We start from the raw sequence: 17025 nt of genomic DNA, 5'->3' as shown, positions 1-17025 counted from the left end.
GCGATCCCGCCGGACGCGTGAAGAAAACGCGGTTACAGAAACGGTTCATGGGCCCCGTCATGACGAGACCCTTTGACAACGACGGCCAACCGGCGCCGGAAAGCGCGCAAGCCTTATCGTGGCGCGGGGCCGCCGGAAGGCTGGGCCGGCGCCGCTGGCGTCAGCTGCGGCTGCGGCGCATTGAACAGCGAGGGCGACGCCGCCGCAGGCGCAGGCGCAGCGGTGACAGGCCCGGCGGCGGCCAGTTCCATGAACAGCTGGGCGCGGCGGCGCAGGGACTGCGGAGCCTCGCCGTCCACCGCGACCTGGGAGAACCAGCGCCCGGCCTCTTCCAGCTTGCCCGCCTTCATCCATGCGAGGCCGATCAGTTCGCGCGCCTGGCTGCGCCAGGCGCTGTTCGGAGCGGCCAGGCCTTCCATGCGCTTGACGATCGCCTCTGGCGGGGCGATGTCGACGTCGATGGCAGCGGCGCGGACGCGCGCCAGATCCCGCAGGGCCGGGTCGAGCGAGTTGTCGGCTGCCAGCGCGTCAAATGCAGCAATGGCGGCCGGCTTGTCGGTGATCGCCTTCTGGCTGGCCAGGCGGAAGCGCGCCAACGTCCTGTAGCCGCCGGCCGACTGGCCAGCGATGGTTTCCAGCGCGCTGACCCCGGCGGCGGCGTTGCCGCCGTCGCGCAGTTGCTTCAGCGCCTGCTCGAAAGCGACGCCGGCATCCGCCGCCTGCTGGGCGGCGCGATGCTCCATGAACCGCCAGCCGCCGACGCCCAGAATGACGACGAGCGCCACGCCGAGCGCCACGCCGCCATAACGGCGCGCCAGGTCAGCGGCGCGGTCACGCCTGAGGTCCTCGTCGATTTCGCGGAAGATATCGCTCATCTGGCTCGCGGTCCGGTGTCAAAAGGAAAACGCCCTGGCGGCCGGAAGTCTGGCCTCAGGAGCCGCCAGCAAATCTGTCGCTCTGGCGGAAACTGAGGCCTTAACACAGACCGTCGTGCGAAGCGACCCCGGCAGGGAAACGGCGGTCTGTCCGGGGCCAGTCTGGGGGCGGGCCTGCGCCTTCGCCTCAGGCCCAGGTCTCCAGGCTCAGGTCTCCAGACTCAGGTCTTGGCCTGCTTCTTGGGATAGGTGTGTTCCTTCGCCGGAAAGGCGCGCGAGCGCACCTCGTCGGCATAGGCCTCGACGGCGCTGGCGATGGCCGGGCCCAGATCGGCGTAGCGCTTGACGAATTTCGGCACCCACGGGCTGAGACCGAGCATGTCTTCCAGCACCAGCACCTGGCCGTCGCAGGCGTTCGAAGCGCCAATGCCGATGGTCGGCACGTCGATGTCGCCGGTAATCTTGGCGGCCAGCGGCTCGGCCACGGCCTCGATGACGATGGCGCTGGCGCCGGCCTGGGCGATCGCGCGGGCGTCCGCTTCGATTTCCGGCCAGTCGGCCTCGTCGCGGCCACGGGCGCGGAACGAACCGAAGGTGTTAATGGACTGGGGGGTCATGCCGATATGGCCGATGACCGGAATGCCGCGACGGGTGAGGAAGGCCACCGTCTCGGCCATCAGCACGCCGCCTTCCAGCTTGACGGCGCCGCAACCGGTTTCCTTCACGATGCGGGACGCGGAGCGGAACGCCTGCTGCGGGCTCTCCTCATAGGAGCCGAACGGCATGTCGACGGTGACCAGGGCCCGCGACGAGCCGCGCATCACCGCCAGACCCTGCAGGATCATCATCTCCAGGGTCACCGGCACCGTGGACGGCAGGCCGTGCATCACCATGCCAAGCGAATCGCCGACGAGGATCATGTCGCAGAAACGATCGAGCAGGCCGGCCGTGTGCGCATGATAGGACGTGAGCGACACGATCGGCTCGCCTCCCTTGCGCGCCCGCAGATCCGGAGCCGTGATGCGCTTGATTTCGGATTGAAGTGACATGGAACCAGCCTCGCAACAAACGGGATGAGCTTGGTCGCCACGGACGGATGTCGCGCGGCGGGAAGCGGCGACGGCGTGTCAGTCCGTCCGCCGGGACCTCAGGACAGCAGGGGAACGCCGATCAGCAGCGTGTGCAGACGCGTGAGCATCAACGCCCAGAGCGCCACGCCGCCCACCACGGCGACCGCATCCGCAACCCATGACGGATTGGCCACAACGGCGCGCTCGCCACGGCGCTTCGTAGCGATGCGCGCCAGCACCGCCCAGCCCAGGAAGGAGCCGAACAGCAGCATGCCGCCGAGGTCGCCATTGGCGAGCAGGTGCGCCAGCGCCCAGAATTTGACCGCAGCCAGCATCGGATGGCCAAGACGCGCCTTGATGTGGCCCGGCGCATAGGCGGCGATGAGGAGAATGAAAACCGGCAGGTTGATCAGGAACGCCAGATGGCGCGTCCAGACCGGGGGATCCCAGACCTGGATGTAGCCGGCCTGGCGATAGTCATGGAAACCCCAGACGACAAGCGCAAGTCCAACCAGGGCCAGCAGGCTGACGGCGCCGCGATAGCCCCTGACGCCCCATGAAGCGCGAAGACGGTCACGCAGCCCCCGCGCGATGGCGGGCGCATGGGCGGCGAAGAACAACACGAGACCTGCGACCAGTTTGAACATTCCGCCACCGGCGAACCGGCTCCCTGTCAAGAACCATGATCACGGGACATCCCTGACCACAAGGGCTTCAGGGACGCCACAGAACTGATGCATGCTCCACCAATCGGAGCTCTGCGCGCGTCGCAGAAAACGCCCTGGCGCGTGAGCGGCTCCAGAACAAAGCCGCATACTGTTTAAAGCACGGGCCTCGCCACGCAACCCTGCCGTCGCGGACTTCTTGCGCGTCACCCGTGTGTGCGGGACGATCAGGCGTCAAATTCCGGACAGATACGCGGCCACGACGAAGAACGTCGCCATGGATACCGTGCATGCAACCAAAGGCCGCGCCCGGACGTTGACTGATCACATGGAAGGAGCGCTTGCAATGGAAACTGCCCAGATTGGCTGGATCGCCGCCATTATCGTCGGCGGCTTCGCCGGATGGTTCGCTTCAATGTTCATGAAAAGCGACACCGGCGTTTTGCTCAATATCGTGCTCGGCATTGTCGGCGCGGCTGTCGCCAATCTGTTGCTGGGCCTTGTGGGCGTGGTGCTTGGCGGCTGGGTCGGCTATCTGGTCGCCGGCTTTGTTGGCGCCTGTATCCTGATCGCCATCGCCCGGGCTGTGCGACGATAGGCGCACGGAAAGCAAGCCCATCGCCCGTTTGGTTGGCGAGCGAAAGCAAAAAGGCCTGGATGCGTCCATCCGGGCCTTTTTTGTTTCAGATGAGGCGCAACATCACGGGGATCTTGGGCTGACGTTTTCCCCGCCCCCCCGTCTTGCCCCAGGTTCCTGGCTCGAAGCCTTTGCCAGCTTCCCCGGAAATGACCCCAAAAACTCAGGCGGCGATGACGCTCTCGACCGCCTTCAGGGCCGCATCGGCTGCGGCGCCATCCGGGCCGCCCGCCTGGGCCATGTCCGGACGGCCGCCACCGCCCTTGCCGCCAAGCGCAGCCGAGCCGGCCCGTACAAGCGTGATGGCGTCAAAACGGTCGACCAGGTCCGGCGTAACGCCGACAACGATGGCGGCCTTGCCGTCGTCAGCGACACTGACGAGCGCCACCACGCCGGAGCCAACTTTCTTCTTGGCGTCGTCAACGAGGCCCTTGAGGTCTTTCATCTCCACGCCGGACACGGCGCGGGCGAAATACTTCACGCCATTGATCTCGCGCACCGGCTCGCCGCCGCCTTCGCCGCCACCGCCCATCGCCAGCTTCTTGCGGGCGTCGGCCAGATCGCGTTCGAGCTTGCGCTTCTCATCGAGCAGGTTCTCAAGGCGGCCTGCGGCCTCGTCGACCGGAGTCTTCAGCAGGGCCGCCAGATCGCGCAGGCGGGCGCTTTCGCCGGACAGATGTTTGCGGGCCGAAGCGCCGGTCAGCGCTTCGATCCGGCGCACGCCGGCGGCAACCCCGCCTTCCGCAACCACGGTGACCAGGCCGATGTCGCCGGTGCGCTCCACGTGGGTGCCGCCGCACAGTTCAATGGAGAAATCGCGGTTGGCGCCGTCGAGCGTCCGCCCCATGGAGACGACGCGGACCTCGTCGCCATACTTCTCGCCGAACAGGGCGCGGGCGCCGGACTCGATCGCCTCGTCCACCGCCATCAACCGGGTAACGACCGGGCTGTTCTGGACGATGACGTCGTTGGCGATATCCGAAATCTGCGCCAGCTCTTCCGGGGTAATCGGCTTGGGATGGCTGATGTCGAAGCGCAGACGCTCGGGCGTGACCAGCGAGCCCTTCTGGGCCACATGATCGCCAAGGACAAGACGCAGCGCTTCATGCAGCAGATGGGTTGCGGAGTGGTTGGCGCGAATGGCGCGGCGACGGTCGTGAGCGACCTGCAATTCAGCCGCCTGACCAACCCGCAGTTCGCCTTCCTCGACCGTCACATCATGAACGAACAGATCGCCAAGCTTTTTACCGGTGGCAGTGATGCGGGCGCGAAAACCAGCGCCGGTCGCGACGCCTTCATCACCGACCTGACCACCAGACTCGCCATAAAACGGCGTCTGGTTGAACACAACCTGCGCTGTTTCACCGGCGCGGGCTACCTCGATCTCGGCGCCGTCGCGCACCAGGGCGACAACGCTGCCCTCGGCCTTCTCCGTATCGTAGCCGAGAAACTCCGTGGCGCCGACGCGCTCGCGAATGCCGAACCACACGCGGTCAGTGGCCGCTTCGCCTGAGCCAGCCCAGTTGGCGCGCGCCAACTCGCGCTGGCGCTGCATGGCGCTGTCGAATGCTTCAGTGTCGACGCCAACGCCACGGGCGCGCAAGGCGTCCTGGGTCAGATCCAGCGGGAAGCCATAAGTGTCATAAAGGGTGAACGCGGTCTCGCCGGAAAGACGATCGCCCTCGCGCAGGTCGCGGGTCTCATCCTCAAGAATGGCGAGTCCCCGCTCGAGGGTGCGGCGGAAGCGGACTTCTTCAAGACGCAGCGTCTCGGTAATCAGCGCCTCGGCGCGACCAAGCTCCGGGAACGCCTCGCCCATCTCGCGCTTCAACGCCGGGAACAGCCGCCACATCAGGGGCTCGCGAGCGCCAAGCAACTGACCATGACGCATGGCGCGGCGCATGATGCGGCGCAATACGTAGCCCCGGCCCTCGTTGGAGGGCAGCACGCCGTCGGCGATCAGGAACGAACAGGCGCGCAAATGATCCGCGATCACCCGGTGGCTGACGCCCTGGGGGCCATCCGGATCGACGCCAGTCAGATTGGCGACGGCCATGATGAGCGCCCGCATCATGTCGGTGGCGTAATTGTCGTGGGTGCCCTGCAGAACCGCGGAAATCCGCTCCAGTCCCATGCCGGTGTCGATGGACGGCCGCGGCAGGCTCAGTCGCTCGCCAGGGGCCAGCTGGTCGAACTGCATGAACACGAGGTTCCAGATCTCGATGAAGCGGTCGCCATCCTCATCCGGGCTGCCAGGCGGGCCACCGGGAATGTGCGCGCCATGGTCATAGAAAATTTCAGAGCACGGACCACAGGGGCCGGTGTCGCCCATCATCCAGAAATTGTCCGAGGTGGAGATGCGAATGATCTTGCTCTCGGGCAGGCCGATCTTGCGCCACAGGCCATACGCCTCCTCATCCTCGGAGTAGACCGTGACGAGCAGCTTGTTCTCGGGCAGGCCAAATTCCTTGGTGACCAGGTTCCACGCCAGTTCGATGGCATTTTCCTTGAAATAATCACCGAAGGAGAAATTACCCAGCATCTCGAAGAAGGTGTGATGGCGGGCCGTGTAACCGACGTTGTCGAGATCGTTGTGCTTGCCGCCGGCGCGAACGCATTTCTGCGAGGAGGTCGCCCGCACATAGGGCCGCTTCTCGGCGCCGGTGAACACGTTCTTGAACGGAACCATGCCGGCGTTGGTGAACATCAGCGTTGGATCGTTCCGGGGAACGAGCGGAGCTGACGGCACGACTTCATGGCCGTTCCTGGCAAAGTAATCGAGGAAGGTCGATCGAATTTCGTTGACGCCGCTCATCAGAAACACGCACTCGGGACAGATGCAGGACGGCCGGTCGCCGCCCCTTCAGCACACGTCTTCTAGTGAGGCGACGCGCCCTTGTCGAGATTGGAAACCGGGGCGATGCGCCAATGGCTCACATGCAGCCAATGGTCGTCGCCAGCGCCGGTAGTTGCATCGAATCCAGTAACCAGGCTGGCGTCCGCCCACGGCGGATAAAGATGAAACGCCGGCGGGGGTGATCCGCCGGCGTCAGAATCAGGCCTGGCCCTCGTCGAGCTCATCTTCTGAAGGATCGATATTCTCCAGAATGCGTTCGGCAAGGAGGCCAGCGTTCTGGCGAATGGCGGCTTCGATGCGGTCGGCGATCTCGGGGTTCTGTCGCAGGAACGTCTTGGCGTTCTCGCGCCCCTGCCCCAGACGCTGGCTGTCATAAGAGAACCAGGCGCCCGACTTGTCGACAATGCCGCCCTTGACGCCCAGGTCAATCAGCTCGCCAAGCTTGGAGATGCCCTCGCCATACATGATGTCGAATTCAACCTGCTTGAAAGGCGGCGCCACCTTGTTTTTCACCACCTTGACGCGCGTTGAATTGCCCGTGACTTCATCACGATCCTTGATCGCGCCGGTGCGGCGGATGTCGAGGCGGACCGAGGCATAGAACTTCAGCGCGTTGCCGCCCGTCGTGGTCTCGGGCGAACCGTACATCACGCCAATCTTCATGCGAATCTGGTTGATGAAGATGACCATGGTGTTGGAGCGCGAAATCGAGCCGGTGAGCTTGCGCAACGCCTGGCTCATCAGGCGCGCCTGAAGACCCGGCTGCACTTCACCCATTTCGCCTTCGATTTCGGCGCGCGGCGTCAGGGCCGCCACCGAGTCGATCACCAGCACGTCGATCGCGCCGGAACGCACCAGCGTATCGGCAATCTCAAGCGCCTGCTCGCCAGTGTCCGGCTGTGAGATCAGCAGGTCATCCAGCTTCACGCCCAGCTTGCGAGCGTAAACCGGATCCAGCGCGTGCTCGGCGTCAACAAAAGCGCAGACGCCGCCTTTTTTCTGGGCCTCGGCGATGGTGTGCAGCGCCAGCGTGGTCTTGCCCGACGATTCCGGGCCATAAACTTCGATGATGCGGCCACGCGGCAGACCGCCAACGCCCAGCGCAATATCAAGCCCGAGAGAACCGGTTGACACCGTTTCGATCTCGACGGGGCGGTCGTTCTTGCCAAGGCGCATGATGGAGCCCTTGCCAAACGACCGCTCGATCTGGGAAAGCGCTGCGTCGAGCGCCTTTGTCTTGTCCATGGAGGAACCTTCAACGAGCCTGAGCGCGGATTGCGACATTGTCCTGTCCCTTATGGCATGACGCGTCGGGCGGCTTCAACGCGTTGTTTGTACTCTATATGTTCCATATATCATGTTCGATTTTTGTTCTCAACATTATATTGCATGTAAAGGGTTTTTTCCGCCCATCGCCGTGACGCCCGGTCATCGCACGGGTCACCGGGGGGCAGAGCGCCGCGGTGGGCGCTTCCACACGGAATGGCGGGTGAATATCCAGCGTCACGCACGCGCATTTCCACCCACGATCCGTCGTTTCAGCTGCCTTTACTCCATTTGCGCCTTCACCGCCTCGATGAGTTGTTTGAGGCTGAAGGGCTTGGGCAGGAAAACAAACGCCTCCCCTTCCGGCAGGTTCTTGCGGAACGCATCTTCGGCATAGCCGGATACAAACACGATGCGCGCCTGGATATCGCGGGCGCGCAATTCGCGCAGCAACGACGGCCCGTCCATTTCAGGCATGACCACGTCGGAGACGACGAGATCGACCGGCTCGCCCCGCTCCTCCAGCAGGCTGATCGCCTCACGGCCAGAGGCGGCCTCCAGCACCGTATAGCCGCGGGTTGACAGGGCGCGGGAGGCGAACGCACGCACCGCCTCTTCATCCTCAACCAGCAGGATCACGCCGCGTCCGGTCAGATCGGCGGCGGGTTGACGGGCGACGGCCGCGCCGCCCTCGACTTTCAATGGCTGTTCTTCCGCAACATGGCGCGGCAGGAAAATGCGGAAGGTCGTGCCCCTGCCCAGCTCGCTGTCGCAGAGGATGAAGCCGTCCGTCTGCTTGACGATGCCATACACCGTCGACAGACCTAGGCCCGTGCCCTTGCCCACTTCCTTCGTTGTGAAGAATGGCTCGAAGATCTGGACCATCACCTCCGGGGGCATGCCAACGCCGGTGTCGCTCACCTCGATCATCACATAATCGGCCGCGGGCATGCTGTCGTCGTAGCGCCGGGCCTCCGCCGCCGTGACATTGCTTGTGCGGATCGAAACCTTGCCGCCGTCCGGCATGGCGTCGCGCGCGTTGACCGACAGGTTCATGATGACCTGTTCGAACTGGTTGATGTCGGCCTTGACCGGCCAGATATCGCGCCCGTGATGCACGTCGAGGTCGACCCGCTCGCCCAGCAGCCGCTTCAGCAACAGGGAAACGTCCGCCAGCACGTCGCCCACCTGCATGACCTGCGGACGCAGCGTCTGGCGGCGCGAGAACGCCAGCAGATGCCGCACCAGCGCGGCGGCGCGGTTGGCGTTGCCCTTGATCTGCATGATGTCCTGGAAGGAGGGATCGGTCGGGCGATGCTTGGCCAGCAGCAGGTCGCTGAAACCGATGATCGCCTGCAGAACGTTGTTGAAGTCGTGCGCCACGCCGCCGGCGAGCTGGCCAACCGCGTTCATCTTCTGGGCCTGGGCAAACTGCGCCTCCAGGGCGCGCTGCTCGGTGGTGTCGAGCGCGTAGATGATCGCCGCCTCGCCCTCGCCTTCAGCATCATCAACGCTGCTTACATAGAACCGCGCGGACCGGCCGCCGTCGCCGGCTATCTGCGCGTCGAATGGAGCGACGTCTTCCTGTCGGGCGGCTGACCGCAGCGCCGCCTCAAGCTGTGGCGCGTCCTTTTCCACCACGACGCCGGTAACGCCGCCGGCCACCACTTCCGCTGGAAACAGGCGTGAGAACGACGCGTTGCTCTGCAGTATGGCGCCGTCGCCGGCAATGGTGGCGATGGCCACCGGCGTGTTGTTGAAGAAGCGGGCGAAGCGGACCTCCGCCTGGCGCTGGCCTTCGGAGGTCTCGCCGGTGGACGGACGGCCTGACGAACGGTTGAGCACCAGCGTGCGCGACGGCAGGCGCCGTCCACTTCCATCCACCGGCGTGCGATGCATCACCCGCACCGGCAGGACGTGGCCGTCACGCCGGCGCAGATCCAGATCAAGCGTCTCGATCCCGTCGACGCCATCTCCGGTCATCGACGCCGCCAGCAATTGCGCGGCGGCGCCCCGGGCCACGATTTCATCCAGCCGGACCCCGCCGGCCCCGGCGCTGGCCAGATCGATCCCCAGCCAGCCAGCCAGCGTGGCGTTCATGTAACCGATATCGCCGTCGCCTTCGATGGACAGGAAGCCCGCCGGCGCCTGATCCAGAAAATCGATGGCGTGCTGAAGCTCCTGGAACATCCGCTCCTGGCGATCGCGGTCGGCGGTGACGTCCGTCACTGTCCACAACAAAGGCGCCTTGCGACCGGCGCCGAGCTGGCGCGCCTCCACCCGTCGCCAGGATGCCTGACCGGGGGAACCGGCGGCCCCGGCAGGGCTGGCGTCGCCGCCCTGGCAAGGAGCGGCGGGAAACCGCAGTTCGTCATGGGCGACGCGGCCCTGCCTGGCGGCTTGCGCCAGCCGGTAAAGCGCTTCGCTGATTTCGGGCGCATGGCGCGAGGCGCGCTCCAGTGAGGCGGGCTGGTCGCCCTCCCCACCCACAAGGTCGCGCCAGGCGTTGTTGCACCAGATCACGTCGCCATGGCTATCCGCCACCGCATGACCAGCTGGCGAACCGTCGACGATGGCGCGGGCAAGGCGCGTCGGGCGCGAAACGCCCCGGGCCAGCTGGAAGAAGCCTACGGCGAAGCCGAACAACGCGAAAATGCCGACCACCGCCAGAACAGCAAGCAGACCGATGACCAGCGCGCGCGCGTCCGCCGGGGCCAGGGTCGCCAGCCAGACAGCCGCCGCGATGAAGGCCATGGAGAAACCCAGCAAGGGCAAGGCCACGCCATTGCCCCGCCAGAAGTTCCGCCGCTCGCCGGGCGCGCGCGTATTATCGGCGTCCTGCGCGTCCATCGCGGTTTGCGCCATGCGCGTTCGGAACAGTGAACTGGTCATCGACGTCCTGACAATCGCTTCCGCTGGAGGCGGCCTGGCCGCCTCCCAACAGCGCGCGCGGCGGCGCGCCCTGCCATCCGGTCGCGGCTATCGCCGCGCCCGCCATCAGAAGCAGGATCGCGGATAAAATGGCAACGTCCCCGCGGCCATTCATGCGCAGCCTGCGCAACAGACGATGAGGCGCGCGCCGCCCGAAGTTAATCCGTGCGTTCACCTTAATCGAAGAAGCCTGCCGAAAGGTTCACGTTTTCTGCTTCCACACGCGAATCCTTGTTGCCGGTCTGTCAACCGTCGATTAACCCTGATCATGAAAAACTGCGCCTCACGTATGTTGTCGCCGGACGGTTCGCCGGTTTGCGACAGCAATCGCCCGAGCAACCGATGTCCGGATCAGAGATGACAAACGCCGCGCAATTCCTGTTAGCCTTCATCATCATCCTCGTCGTGGTGATGATTCTCGCTTTCGTGCTGCGGCGCATTACGTCGGGTCGCAAGCGCGCCGCCGCCCAGGGGCCGCGATCGCGGCAACCCCGACTGGGCGTTGTGGACGTTTATGATCTTGACGACCAGCGCCAGCTGGTGCTGGTGCGCCGCGACCATGTCGAGCATCTGGTGATGATCGGCGGCGCATCGGACGTGGTGATCGAAAGCGCCATCATTCGCGGCGAAGGGCGGCGCAGTGCGCCAGCGGTCGCCAGCGATCCGGCGGACGCCTCCGAACCGTCCGAAACGGGTCGCGCCGAGACGCGCCCCGACGATGGACGGCCGCAACCGCCACGCGCGCCCGAACCTCGCAACGAAACCCGTCTGCCAAGCGTGGATCACCTGCTTCGTCAGGGCGCGCCCGCGCCTGGGGCGGCTCCGGCGCCAGCCCCGGTCACTCCAACCCCGCCGACCCCGACGCCGGCAACTCCCGTCCCCGCAGCCGCACGGCCAGCGCCAGTTCCGCCGCCAGCAGCTCCCGCGCCAACCCCCGCAGCCCGGCCAGCGCCCGCCCCGCAAGCGGCGGCGCCTGAAGTCCGCGTTTCCGCGCCACAGCCTGCTCCGGCTCCCCAGGGCCGTCCAGTTCCGGCCGCCGGCCAACCCGCCGGCCAACCCTTGGGCCAGCCCCTGGGCCAGCCTCCTGGCCAACGACCGGCCGGCGCCGCAACGCCCGCTCCAGCCAGGCCAACGGCAGGACGGCCCACCGCGCCCGGTTTCAATCCGCCTCCAGGCGTCAGGCCGCCGGCCAGTGGGCCTGCCGCTCCTGTTGCGGCCCGCGCCCAGGCCCAACCCACCGGGCGACCAGGCTTTGGCCCGACGCCCACGCCCGCAGCACCGTCTGGCCAGCCAGCGGCGCAACAGCGTCCAGCCGCGCCGCAGACGTCTGGACTGCCCCAGCCCGGGCCTGAGCCTCAGGCGCCGGCCGCCTCCCAGGGCACGGGGAAACCTCCGGCAACCAACGCAGCGCCATCCATTGCCGCGCCGCTCGCCGCATCTGCGGCGCAACCCGCGCGACCGGCCATCGATTCGCATGTGCTGAATGATATGGAGCGCCAGTTGCAGGACGCGCTGCGCAGTCCAGCGCCAGCGGCGGCGTCCCAGACTGCCAAGCCGGTCCCACCGCCAGCCGCAACTCCAACAACCACCCCGGATGAACCCGCGACTGAAACGGCGGCTCCGCGTCCCATGAGCTCGCTGGCCTCCCTGCGCCTTGATCTCGCCGGACTGCGTTCCACCGCGTCACGGCCGGCTCCTGCCAGCGAAACACCGTCTGGGCCTGGCGATGCGCCGAAGGCAGAGGCTCCTGCGGCTCCTGCGGCTCCTGCGGCGCGCCAGCCAGAAGCGCCGGCGGCTGAAAAGACAAATCCGGCTTCCACGGCGACATCGGCGCCCGCCGCGCCGATTTCAAAAGTTGATTTGCCGGACCTGTCGTTTGATTTCGCGGACAGCAAGCCAGTTGCGCCTCCGGCGCCCGCTGCTGCGGCGGCCAGGCCGGCGCAGACAATTGCACCCGCCGCGCCGGGCAAGACCGACGACAACGCCGGCAACAAATCAGACGACAAGCCAGCGCTTGATCCGCTGTCTCCCGAGGCGATCGAGGCCGAGTTCGCCCGCCTGCTGGGACGCTCGCCGCCACGGAAGGGCTGAGCGCGCCTGCCGAACGACCCAAACAGAAAGGCCGGGTGAAAACCCGGCCTTTCTGTTTCATCAGCAAACCTGCCGCCAGGTCGCGCACGCAACGCCCCCGGCCAAGTTACACGGAAGCAGACATCCCCGATCTCTGCCTGACGCCGCGAAAACCGCGAGCCGGTCAATCGTCCCGGTGCACCCGCTCGTTGCGCTCGTGGCGCTCCTGGGCCTCCAGCGACAGGGTCGCGATGGGGCGCGCCTCCAGCCGCTTCAGGGAGATCGGCTCGCCGGTCTCCTCGCAATAACCATAAGTGCCGTCTTCGATACGCTGCAAGGCGTCGTCGATCTTGGAGATCAGCTTGCGCTGCCGGTCGCGCGCCCGCAGTTCGATCGCCCGGTCCGTCTCGGAGGAAGCACGGTCGGCCACGTCCGGATGGTTTTCGTTTTCCTTTTGCAAGGTCGCCAGGGTTTCCCGGCTTTCCTTCAGAATCTCGTCCTTCCAGTCGAGCAGCTTGCGCCGGAAGTACTCTCTCTGGCGCTCACCCATGAATGGCTCGTTTTCGGATGGCCGGTATTCCGCGCTTATCGTTACGTTCGCCATAGCCGCTGTTCTCTCCTGGGCCCGCGGGGATCACGTGGCCAGATCAAGGATCCGGCCTTCCCTGGGCGCATGCAGGGAGGCTGTATAGACGCTGCGTGACGTCGCGACAACGCATCCCTTCGCACGAGCGTCATAACAAATGACATTTCGGCCTGTTCCCGTTGCCGGGACAAGGATTTGCCGCGCGGGCGCCCATGCGCCTCCAGCCGCCCGCCAGGCGTCAACCCCGCGCGTGAGCCGCCAGCCGGTGCGAATCGCCAACAGCGGCCGCTGAACGCCAGCTCAGTCGGCCGTCGCTTTGCCAGGACGCGCCAGCTCCGCGCCGACAGCGTCCGCCAGTTGGCCGGCCAGTGCTTTACGGAAATGGATTTCGTCGTGGAAGTTGGCGGGATTCCGGTTCTCCGCGCGGTCTCCGCCCCAGTCGAGGAACATGACGTTGGGATGTCGGCTTGCGATGTCGCGAATCTGCGCCTTGCACTGGTCCAGGACAGCTTCAGCGACCGAGCCGGGCTGCGGCTGGAAGTTGATGTGTGTTGGCGGCCAGGCCAGCACGGTCCGGGTCGTGGCTGGCAAGGCGTCGAGCATGTCCCGCAAAATGGCCATCGCCGGAAACACCCTGTCAGGATTATCGGTGTCGACGGGACGGCTCGCGCTGGACTTCATGGCGTCCTGCTTTGCCTGCCCCCCCGTCTTGCCAAGATAGACCGTCGTATAATCCCAATAACCGTCGGGCCGGGCCATCTCCGCGCCGCCAAAAAGCGCAGACAGACGCCGCGCCATCTGCTCCACGGCCTGATAGCGGACGAGCCCATAGAGATATTCCGGGTTGCTGGCTGAATAGAGCCAGTACGGGAACTGGTTGCCCCGTTTCTGCGTCGGCCGGCACCAGAGTTCGTCCACCCCGATAACCGCCGCGCGCGGCGACGGATGATGACGAAGAAAGGCTTCGAACACGGGGCGCACCTCAAGCGGACCAGACCGCAGCACGCTGAGGTTGACGAAGCGCCGGCCCGTGAGCCTGTCCAGACGTTCCGGCTCAAGCATCTGCATGCGTGAGTTGCCCACGACCACCGAGTCGAAGCGCTGGTCACGGGCGCGGCTGGCGTTGACCTGCCAGGGCGGCCCTTCCGCCACCCCGCGCACTGACAGCGGGGTGAAGCGCCCGGTGTCATAGGGATCCAGCAGAACGAGACCGCCAGTGAACCCGGCCAGCAACACCACGATGGCGACCACGAAAGTCACCGAGAAACGCCGCCAGCGCCTGGCGTCGCGCGACGGCGTTGCGCCGTCAGAACTGGAAGTGGATGAACGCATGGTTCGCATCATCGCCGATCTTGAACAGGATGAGCGTCAACGCGACCGCCGCAAGGACGGCCAGCGCGCCGGCTCAGTTGGTCGCTGCTTCCGCCCTTCCCGCCAAACCGTCCGCCACGTCCGCGTTCAGCCTGCCGGCAAGGTTCTTCCGGTAGTGGGTCCCGTCGTGAAAATCGGCGGCGTCGCGATTGAAGTCCCGATCTCCGCTCCAGTCCACCAGCCTTGCGCCAGGGCGCGCCGTCACCACGTCGCGCAACGCAGCCTGGCATTGTCGCAGGGTCGCGTCCGCCCCGGAGCCTGGCAGCGGCTGATAACTCGTATGGGTCGGGGGCCAGACCACCGCTACCCCTGTGCTGTCTGGCAAGGCGTCCAGCATATTTTTCAGGATGGCGACGGCGGGAAAGACATTTTTGGGGTTTTCGCTCTGGCTGAGACGTTCGCCGTCATGCATGCGCCGCTGGGCCGCCTCCGCGCCGGTCATGCCGAGATACAGGGAAGTGTAGTCCCAATAACCGTCCGGGCGGGCCATTGCGGCGCCGCCGCGCAAAACGGCGAAGCGGCGCGGCGTATGCTCAAGCGTCTGATACCGCACCAGACCGCGCAAATATTCAACAGCGCCAGGGGCATAGAGCCAGTATGGAAATTTGTCGCCGCGCTTCTGCGCCGGGCGGCACCACCATTCATCGACGCCAATGACGATCGCCCGGGGCGCAGCGTGATGGCGCAGGAATGTGGCGAGCACCAGTTGCAACTCCAGCGGCCCGGCGCCCTGAATGCTCAGGTTGACGAAACGGCTTCCGGTCGCTTCATCCAGGATCGCCGGCTCGATCATCTGGGCGCGGGAATTGCCGATAATCGCCGAGTCGAACTGCGGGTCGCGGGCGCGACTGGCGTTGACCTGCCAGGACGGCCCTTCGGCCATGCCCTTTGGACCCAGCGGGGTCAGCCGCCCGGTATCATAGGGGTCCAGCAGCACCAGACCGACGGCGAGCGCGGCCAGCGACGCGATCGCGGCGACGATGAACGCCATCGAGAACCGGCGCCAGCGCGCGGACGCCCCGGCTGCGGCCGGGGACGTCGAGCGGTCAGAACTGGAAGTAGATGAACTCATAGTTCGCATCGTCGCCGATCTTGAACAGGATGAGCGTGAACACAATTGCCGCAAGGACGGCAAGCACGCGCGACGGCGGCGCCTTGTGCACGGCAGTCCAGGCGGTCGGACCGATCAGCGCAACGGCGGCGGCGATGGCGATGGCGCGCCATTTCAGGCCAGCGCCAATGGTCGTGAGCCCCAGCATGCCCTCATAGATGCGCAACGCCGCGTCGAAACTGCCAGCCCGGAACAGCACCCAGGTAAAGACCACGAACAGGAATGTCGCCGCCCAGCCCAGCGCCGCCGGCATGGGCAGGCCCGCCTTGCGCCACAACAACCCCACGCCGAGGGCGAAGCCATGGGCGGCGCCCCACGCCACGAAAGTCATGCCGGCGCCGTGCCAGAGGCCGCCAAGCGCCATGGTGATGAACAGCGCGCCCAGTTGCAGGGGCAGGCCGTGACGATTGCCGCCAAGTGGAATGTAAAGATAGTCGCGCAGGAACCGCGACAGGGTCATATGCCAGCGCCGCCAGAAATCCTGCAACGACAGGGAGCGGTATGGCGCCTCGAAGTTTTGCGGCAGCACGACGCCGAACAATAGCGCGATGCCCAGCGCCATGTCGGTATAGCCGGAAAAATCGAAGTAAATCTGGAAGGTAAAGGCCAGCGTTGCCTGCCAGCCCTGAACGAGGGTGATGGTCGCGCCGTTGGCCGCTTCCTGGAAGACCGGATTCACATACGCAGCCAGCGGGTCGCCGATCAGCACCTTCTTGGCAAGACCGACGCACAGCAGCAGCAGCCCGCGCGCGAAACGCTCCGCGGCGTCGGAGCGCATGTAGGGGCGGCCGTCGAACTGGTGCAGGATCTCGCTCCAGCGCACCAGCGGACCGGCCAGAACCTGCGGAAAGAAGGCGATGTACAGCCCGTATTTCACAAGACCGACCTGGGGCGCGCGGCCGGCGCGCAGATCCACCAGATACATGACGTGATGAAAGGTGAAGAAGGAAATGCCGAGCGGCAGCGCGTCGCCGGAGCCGAAGACATCGACGCCCTTCATCGTCACGCCGGGAATGAAGCTGGCGAAAAAGCCGGCGTACTTGAAGACCCCAAGCACCAGCAGATTGACGCAGATCGCCAGAGTGATCAGCCAGCCGAGGCGCGCCTGGCAGAAAATGCGCGCCAGCACCCAGTTCAGCCCGATGGACGCGGCCAGCAGCGGCGCAAAGCGCCAGTCCCAGTAACTGTAGAATGCGAATGACAGCAGCAGCAACACCAGCAGCCGCCACTCCGGCCGGAAACGTTCGGCAAGCCAATGGACCAGCAAGGAGAATGGCAGGAACAGCAGCAGAAAGATGAACGAGTTAAATAACATTCCGGACCGATCTCCGGGGGCCGGACATGATCCGGCGCAATCGTGGGAACGACCACCCCGAACCGTGGGAGCCGGCTCCCACCACAGGCAATAGGCATGTTCCGCTTCGCGAGCGGAACCGGACTCCAGCGTAGCGCAGGCGCAACACGCCAGACGGCCTGCTCCGACATTCGCCTTGCGCCATCCGGGACGGCGGCGACGTGAACGCCGGAACAGCAGGACTGCTGGCAACGTGCTGACTGTCTGGTGGAGCTTGGGAATTCGACAGCCG

The 17025-nt window shown here is 65.7% G+C and carries 14 protein-coding genes; 2 read left to right on the top strand and 12 right to left on the bottom strand.

Features of this window, described 5'->3' with window-relative positions; genetic code table 11:
- Positions 1-113 precede the first annotated feature (113 nt).
- The 3 genes from IE243_RS07635 to IE243_RS07625 all read right to left on the bottom strand — a co-directional run bounded on the left by IE243_RS07635 (position 114) and on the right by IE243_RS07625 (position 2592).
- Complete coding sequence (locus IE243_RS07635; RefSeq protein WP_191318763.1) at positions 114-875, bottom strand: tetratricopeptide repeat protein; 762 nt, start codon at positions 873-875, stop codon at positions 114-116.
- Between the two features lie 221 nt (positions 876-1096).
- Positions 1097-1924 (bottom strand): 3-methyl-2-oxobutanoate hydroxymethyltransferase, encoded by an 828-nt coding sequence (gene panB, locus IE243_RS07630; RefSeq protein ID WP_191318762.1) that lies wholly within the window; start codon positions 1922-1924, stop codon positions 1097-1099.
- Between the two features lie 98 nt (positions 1925-2022).
- Positions 2023-2592, bottom strand: coding sequence for an NnrU family protein (locus IE243_RS07625; protein ID WP_191318761.1), 570 nt, complete (start codon positions 2590-2592; stop codon positions 2023-2025).
- A gap of 364 nt (positions 2593-2956) precedes the next feature.
- Between IE243_RS07625 and IE243_RS07620 the strand changes: the two genes are divergently transcribed.
- Positions 2957-3208, top strand: coding sequence for a GlsB/YeaQ/YmgE family stress response membrane protein (locus tag IE243_RS07620; protein ID WP_191318760.1), 252 nt, complete (start codon positions 2957-2959; stop codon positions 3206-3208).
- A 202-nt stretch (positions 3209-3410) separates the two neighbouring features.
- Here the strand turns inward: IE243_RS07620 and alaS are convergent, their stop codons facing one another.
- The 5 genes from alaS to IE243_RS23435 all read right to left on the bottom strand — a co-directional run bounded on the left by alaS (position 3411) and on the right by IE243_RS23435 (position 11298).
- Positions 3411-6062 carry an alanine--tRNA ligase gene (gene alaS / locus IE243_RS07615; protein ID WP_191318759.1) on the bottom strand — a complete coding sequence of 884 codons (2652 nt, stop codon included), beginning with the start codon at positions 6060-6062 and terminating at the stop codon, positions 3411-3413.
- A 240-nt stretch (positions 6063-6302) separates the two neighbouring features.
- Positions 6303-7388 carry a recombinase RecA gene (recA, locus tag IE243_RS07610; RefSeq protein WP_191318758.1) on the bottom strand — a complete coding sequence of 362 codons (1086 nt, stop codon included), beginning with the start codon at positions 7386-7388 and terminating at the stop codon, positions 6303-6305.
- 264 nt (positions 7389-7652) lie between these two features.
- On the bottom strand, positions 7653-10262 hold the full coding sequence (gene cckA / locus IE243_RS07605; RefSeq protein WP_244642952.1) for a cell cycle histidine kinase CckA: 2610 nt from the start codon (positions 10260-10262) through the stop codon (positions 7653-7655).
- Between the two features lie 420 nt (positions 10263-10682).
- Positions 10683-11087 carry a hypothetical protein gene (locus tag IE243_RS23440; RefSeq protein ID WP_244642950.1) on the bottom strand — a complete coding sequence of 135 codons (405 nt, stop codon included), beginning with the start codon at positions 11085-11087 and terminating at the stop codon, positions 10683-10685.
- A 52-nt stretch (positions 11088-11139) separates the two neighbouring features.
- Positions 11140-11298 carry a hypothetical protein gene (locus IE243_RS23435; RefSeq protein ID WP_244642949.1) on the bottom strand — a complete coding sequence of 53 codons (159 nt, stop codon included), beginning with the start codon at positions 11296-11298 and terminating at the stop codon, positions 11140-11142.
- A gap of 632 nt (positions 11299-11930) precedes the next feature.
- On the opposite strand from IE243_RS23435, the gene IE243_RS23430 reads away from it, so the two are divergent.
- Entirely contained in the window at positions 11931-12392 is a 462-nt protein-coding gene (locus tag IE243_RS23430) for a hypothetical protein (RefSeq protein ID WP_244642948.1), read from the top strand.
- 163 nt (positions 12393-12555) lie between these two features.
- On the opposite strand, the gene dksA is transcribed toward IE243_RS23430, so the two are convergent.
- The 4 genes from dksA to IE243_RS07580 form a co-directional block, all read right to left on the bottom strand.
- On the bottom strand, positions 12556-12975 hold the full coding sequence (gene dksA / locus IE243_RS07595; RefSeq protein ID WP_191318756.1) for an RNA polymerase-binding protein DksA: 420 nt from the start codon (positions 12973-12975) through the stop codon (positions 12556-12558).
- Between the two features lie 282 nt (positions 12976-13257).
- Complete coding sequence (locus tag IE243_RS07590) at positions 13258-14289, bottom strand: hypothetical protein (RefSeq protein WP_191318755.1); 1032 nt, start codon at positions 14287-14289, stop codon at positions 13258-13260.
- 73 nt (positions 14290-14362) lie between these two features.
- Entirely contained in the window at positions 14363-15319 is a 957-nt protein-coding gene (locus IE243_RS07585) for a hypothetical protein (protein WP_191318754.1), read from the bottom strand.
- A gap of 55 nt (positions 15320-15374) precedes the next feature.
- Positions 15375-16754 (bottom strand): MBOAT family O-acyltransferase, encoded by a 1380-nt coding sequence (locus IE243_RS07580; RefSeq protein ID WP_191318753.1) that lies wholly within the window; start codon positions 16752-16754, stop codon positions 15375-15377.
- Between the last annotated feature and the right edge of the window lie 271 nt (positions 16755-17025).

This window comes from Camelimonas fluminis (assembly GCF_014656355.1).
GTDB classification, from domain to species: domain Bacteria; phylum Pseudomonadota; class Alphaproteobacteria; order Rhizobiales; family Beijerinckiaceae; genus Camelimonas; species Camelimonas fluminis.
The sequence above is the reverse complement of the archived record's forward strand: the minus strand, read 5'-3'. Positions and strand labels throughout refer to the sequence as shown.

What these genes read in the sequence shown, in the direction of transcription:
- IE243_RS07635 (WP_191318763.1), bottom strand. Translation starts at nt 875, where the DNA reads ATGAGCGATATCTTCCGCGAAATCGACGAGGACCTCAGGCGTGACCGC.
- panB (WP_191318762.1), bottom strand. Translation starts at nt 1,924, where the DNA reads ATGTCACTTCAATCCGAAATCAAGCGCATCACGGCTCCGGATCTGCGG.
- IE243_RS07625 (WP_191318761.1), bottom strand. Translation starts at nt 2,592, where the DNA reads ATGTTCAAACTGGTCGCAGGTCTCGTGTTGTTCTTCGCCGCCCATGCG.
- IE243_RS07620 (WP_191318760.1), top strand. Translation starts at nt 2,957, where the DNA reads ATGGAAACTGCCCAGATTGGCTGGATCGCCGCCATTATCGTCGGCGGC.
- alaS (WP_191318759.1), bottom strand. Translation starts at nt 6,062, where the DNA reads ATGAGCGGCGTCAACGAAATTCGATCGACCTTCCTCGATTACTTTGCC.
- recA (WP_191318758.1), bottom strand. Translation starts at nt 7,388, where the DNA reads ATGTCGCAATCCGCGCTCAGGCTCGTTGAAGGTTCCTCCATGGACAAG.
- cckA (WP_244642952.1), bottom strand. Translation starts at nt 10,262, where the DNA reads ATGACCAGTTCACTGTTCCGAACGCGCATGGCGCAAACCGCGATGGAC.
- IE243_RS23430 (WP_244642948.1), top strand. Translation starts at nt 11,931, where the DNA reads ATGAGCTCGCTGGCCTCCCTGCGCCTTGATCTCGCCGGACTGCGTTCC.
- dksA (WP_191318756.1), bottom strand. Translation starts at nt 12,975, where the DNA reads ATGGCGAACGTAACGATAAGCGCGGAATACCGGCCATCCGAAAACGAG.
- IE243_RS07590 (WP_191318755.1), bottom strand. Translation starts at nt 14,289, where the DNA reads ATGCGTTCATCCACTTCCAGTTCTGACGGCGCAACGCCGTCGCGCGAC.
- IE243_RS07585 (WP_191318754.1), bottom strand. Translation starts at nt 15,319, where the DNA reads ATGGCGTTCATCGTCGCCGCGATCGCGTCGCTGGCCGCGCTCGCCGTC.
- IE243_RS07580 (WP_191318753.1), bottom strand. Translation starts at nt 16,754, where the DNA reads ATGTTATTTAACTCGTTCATCTTTCTGCTGCTGTTCCTGCCATTCTCC.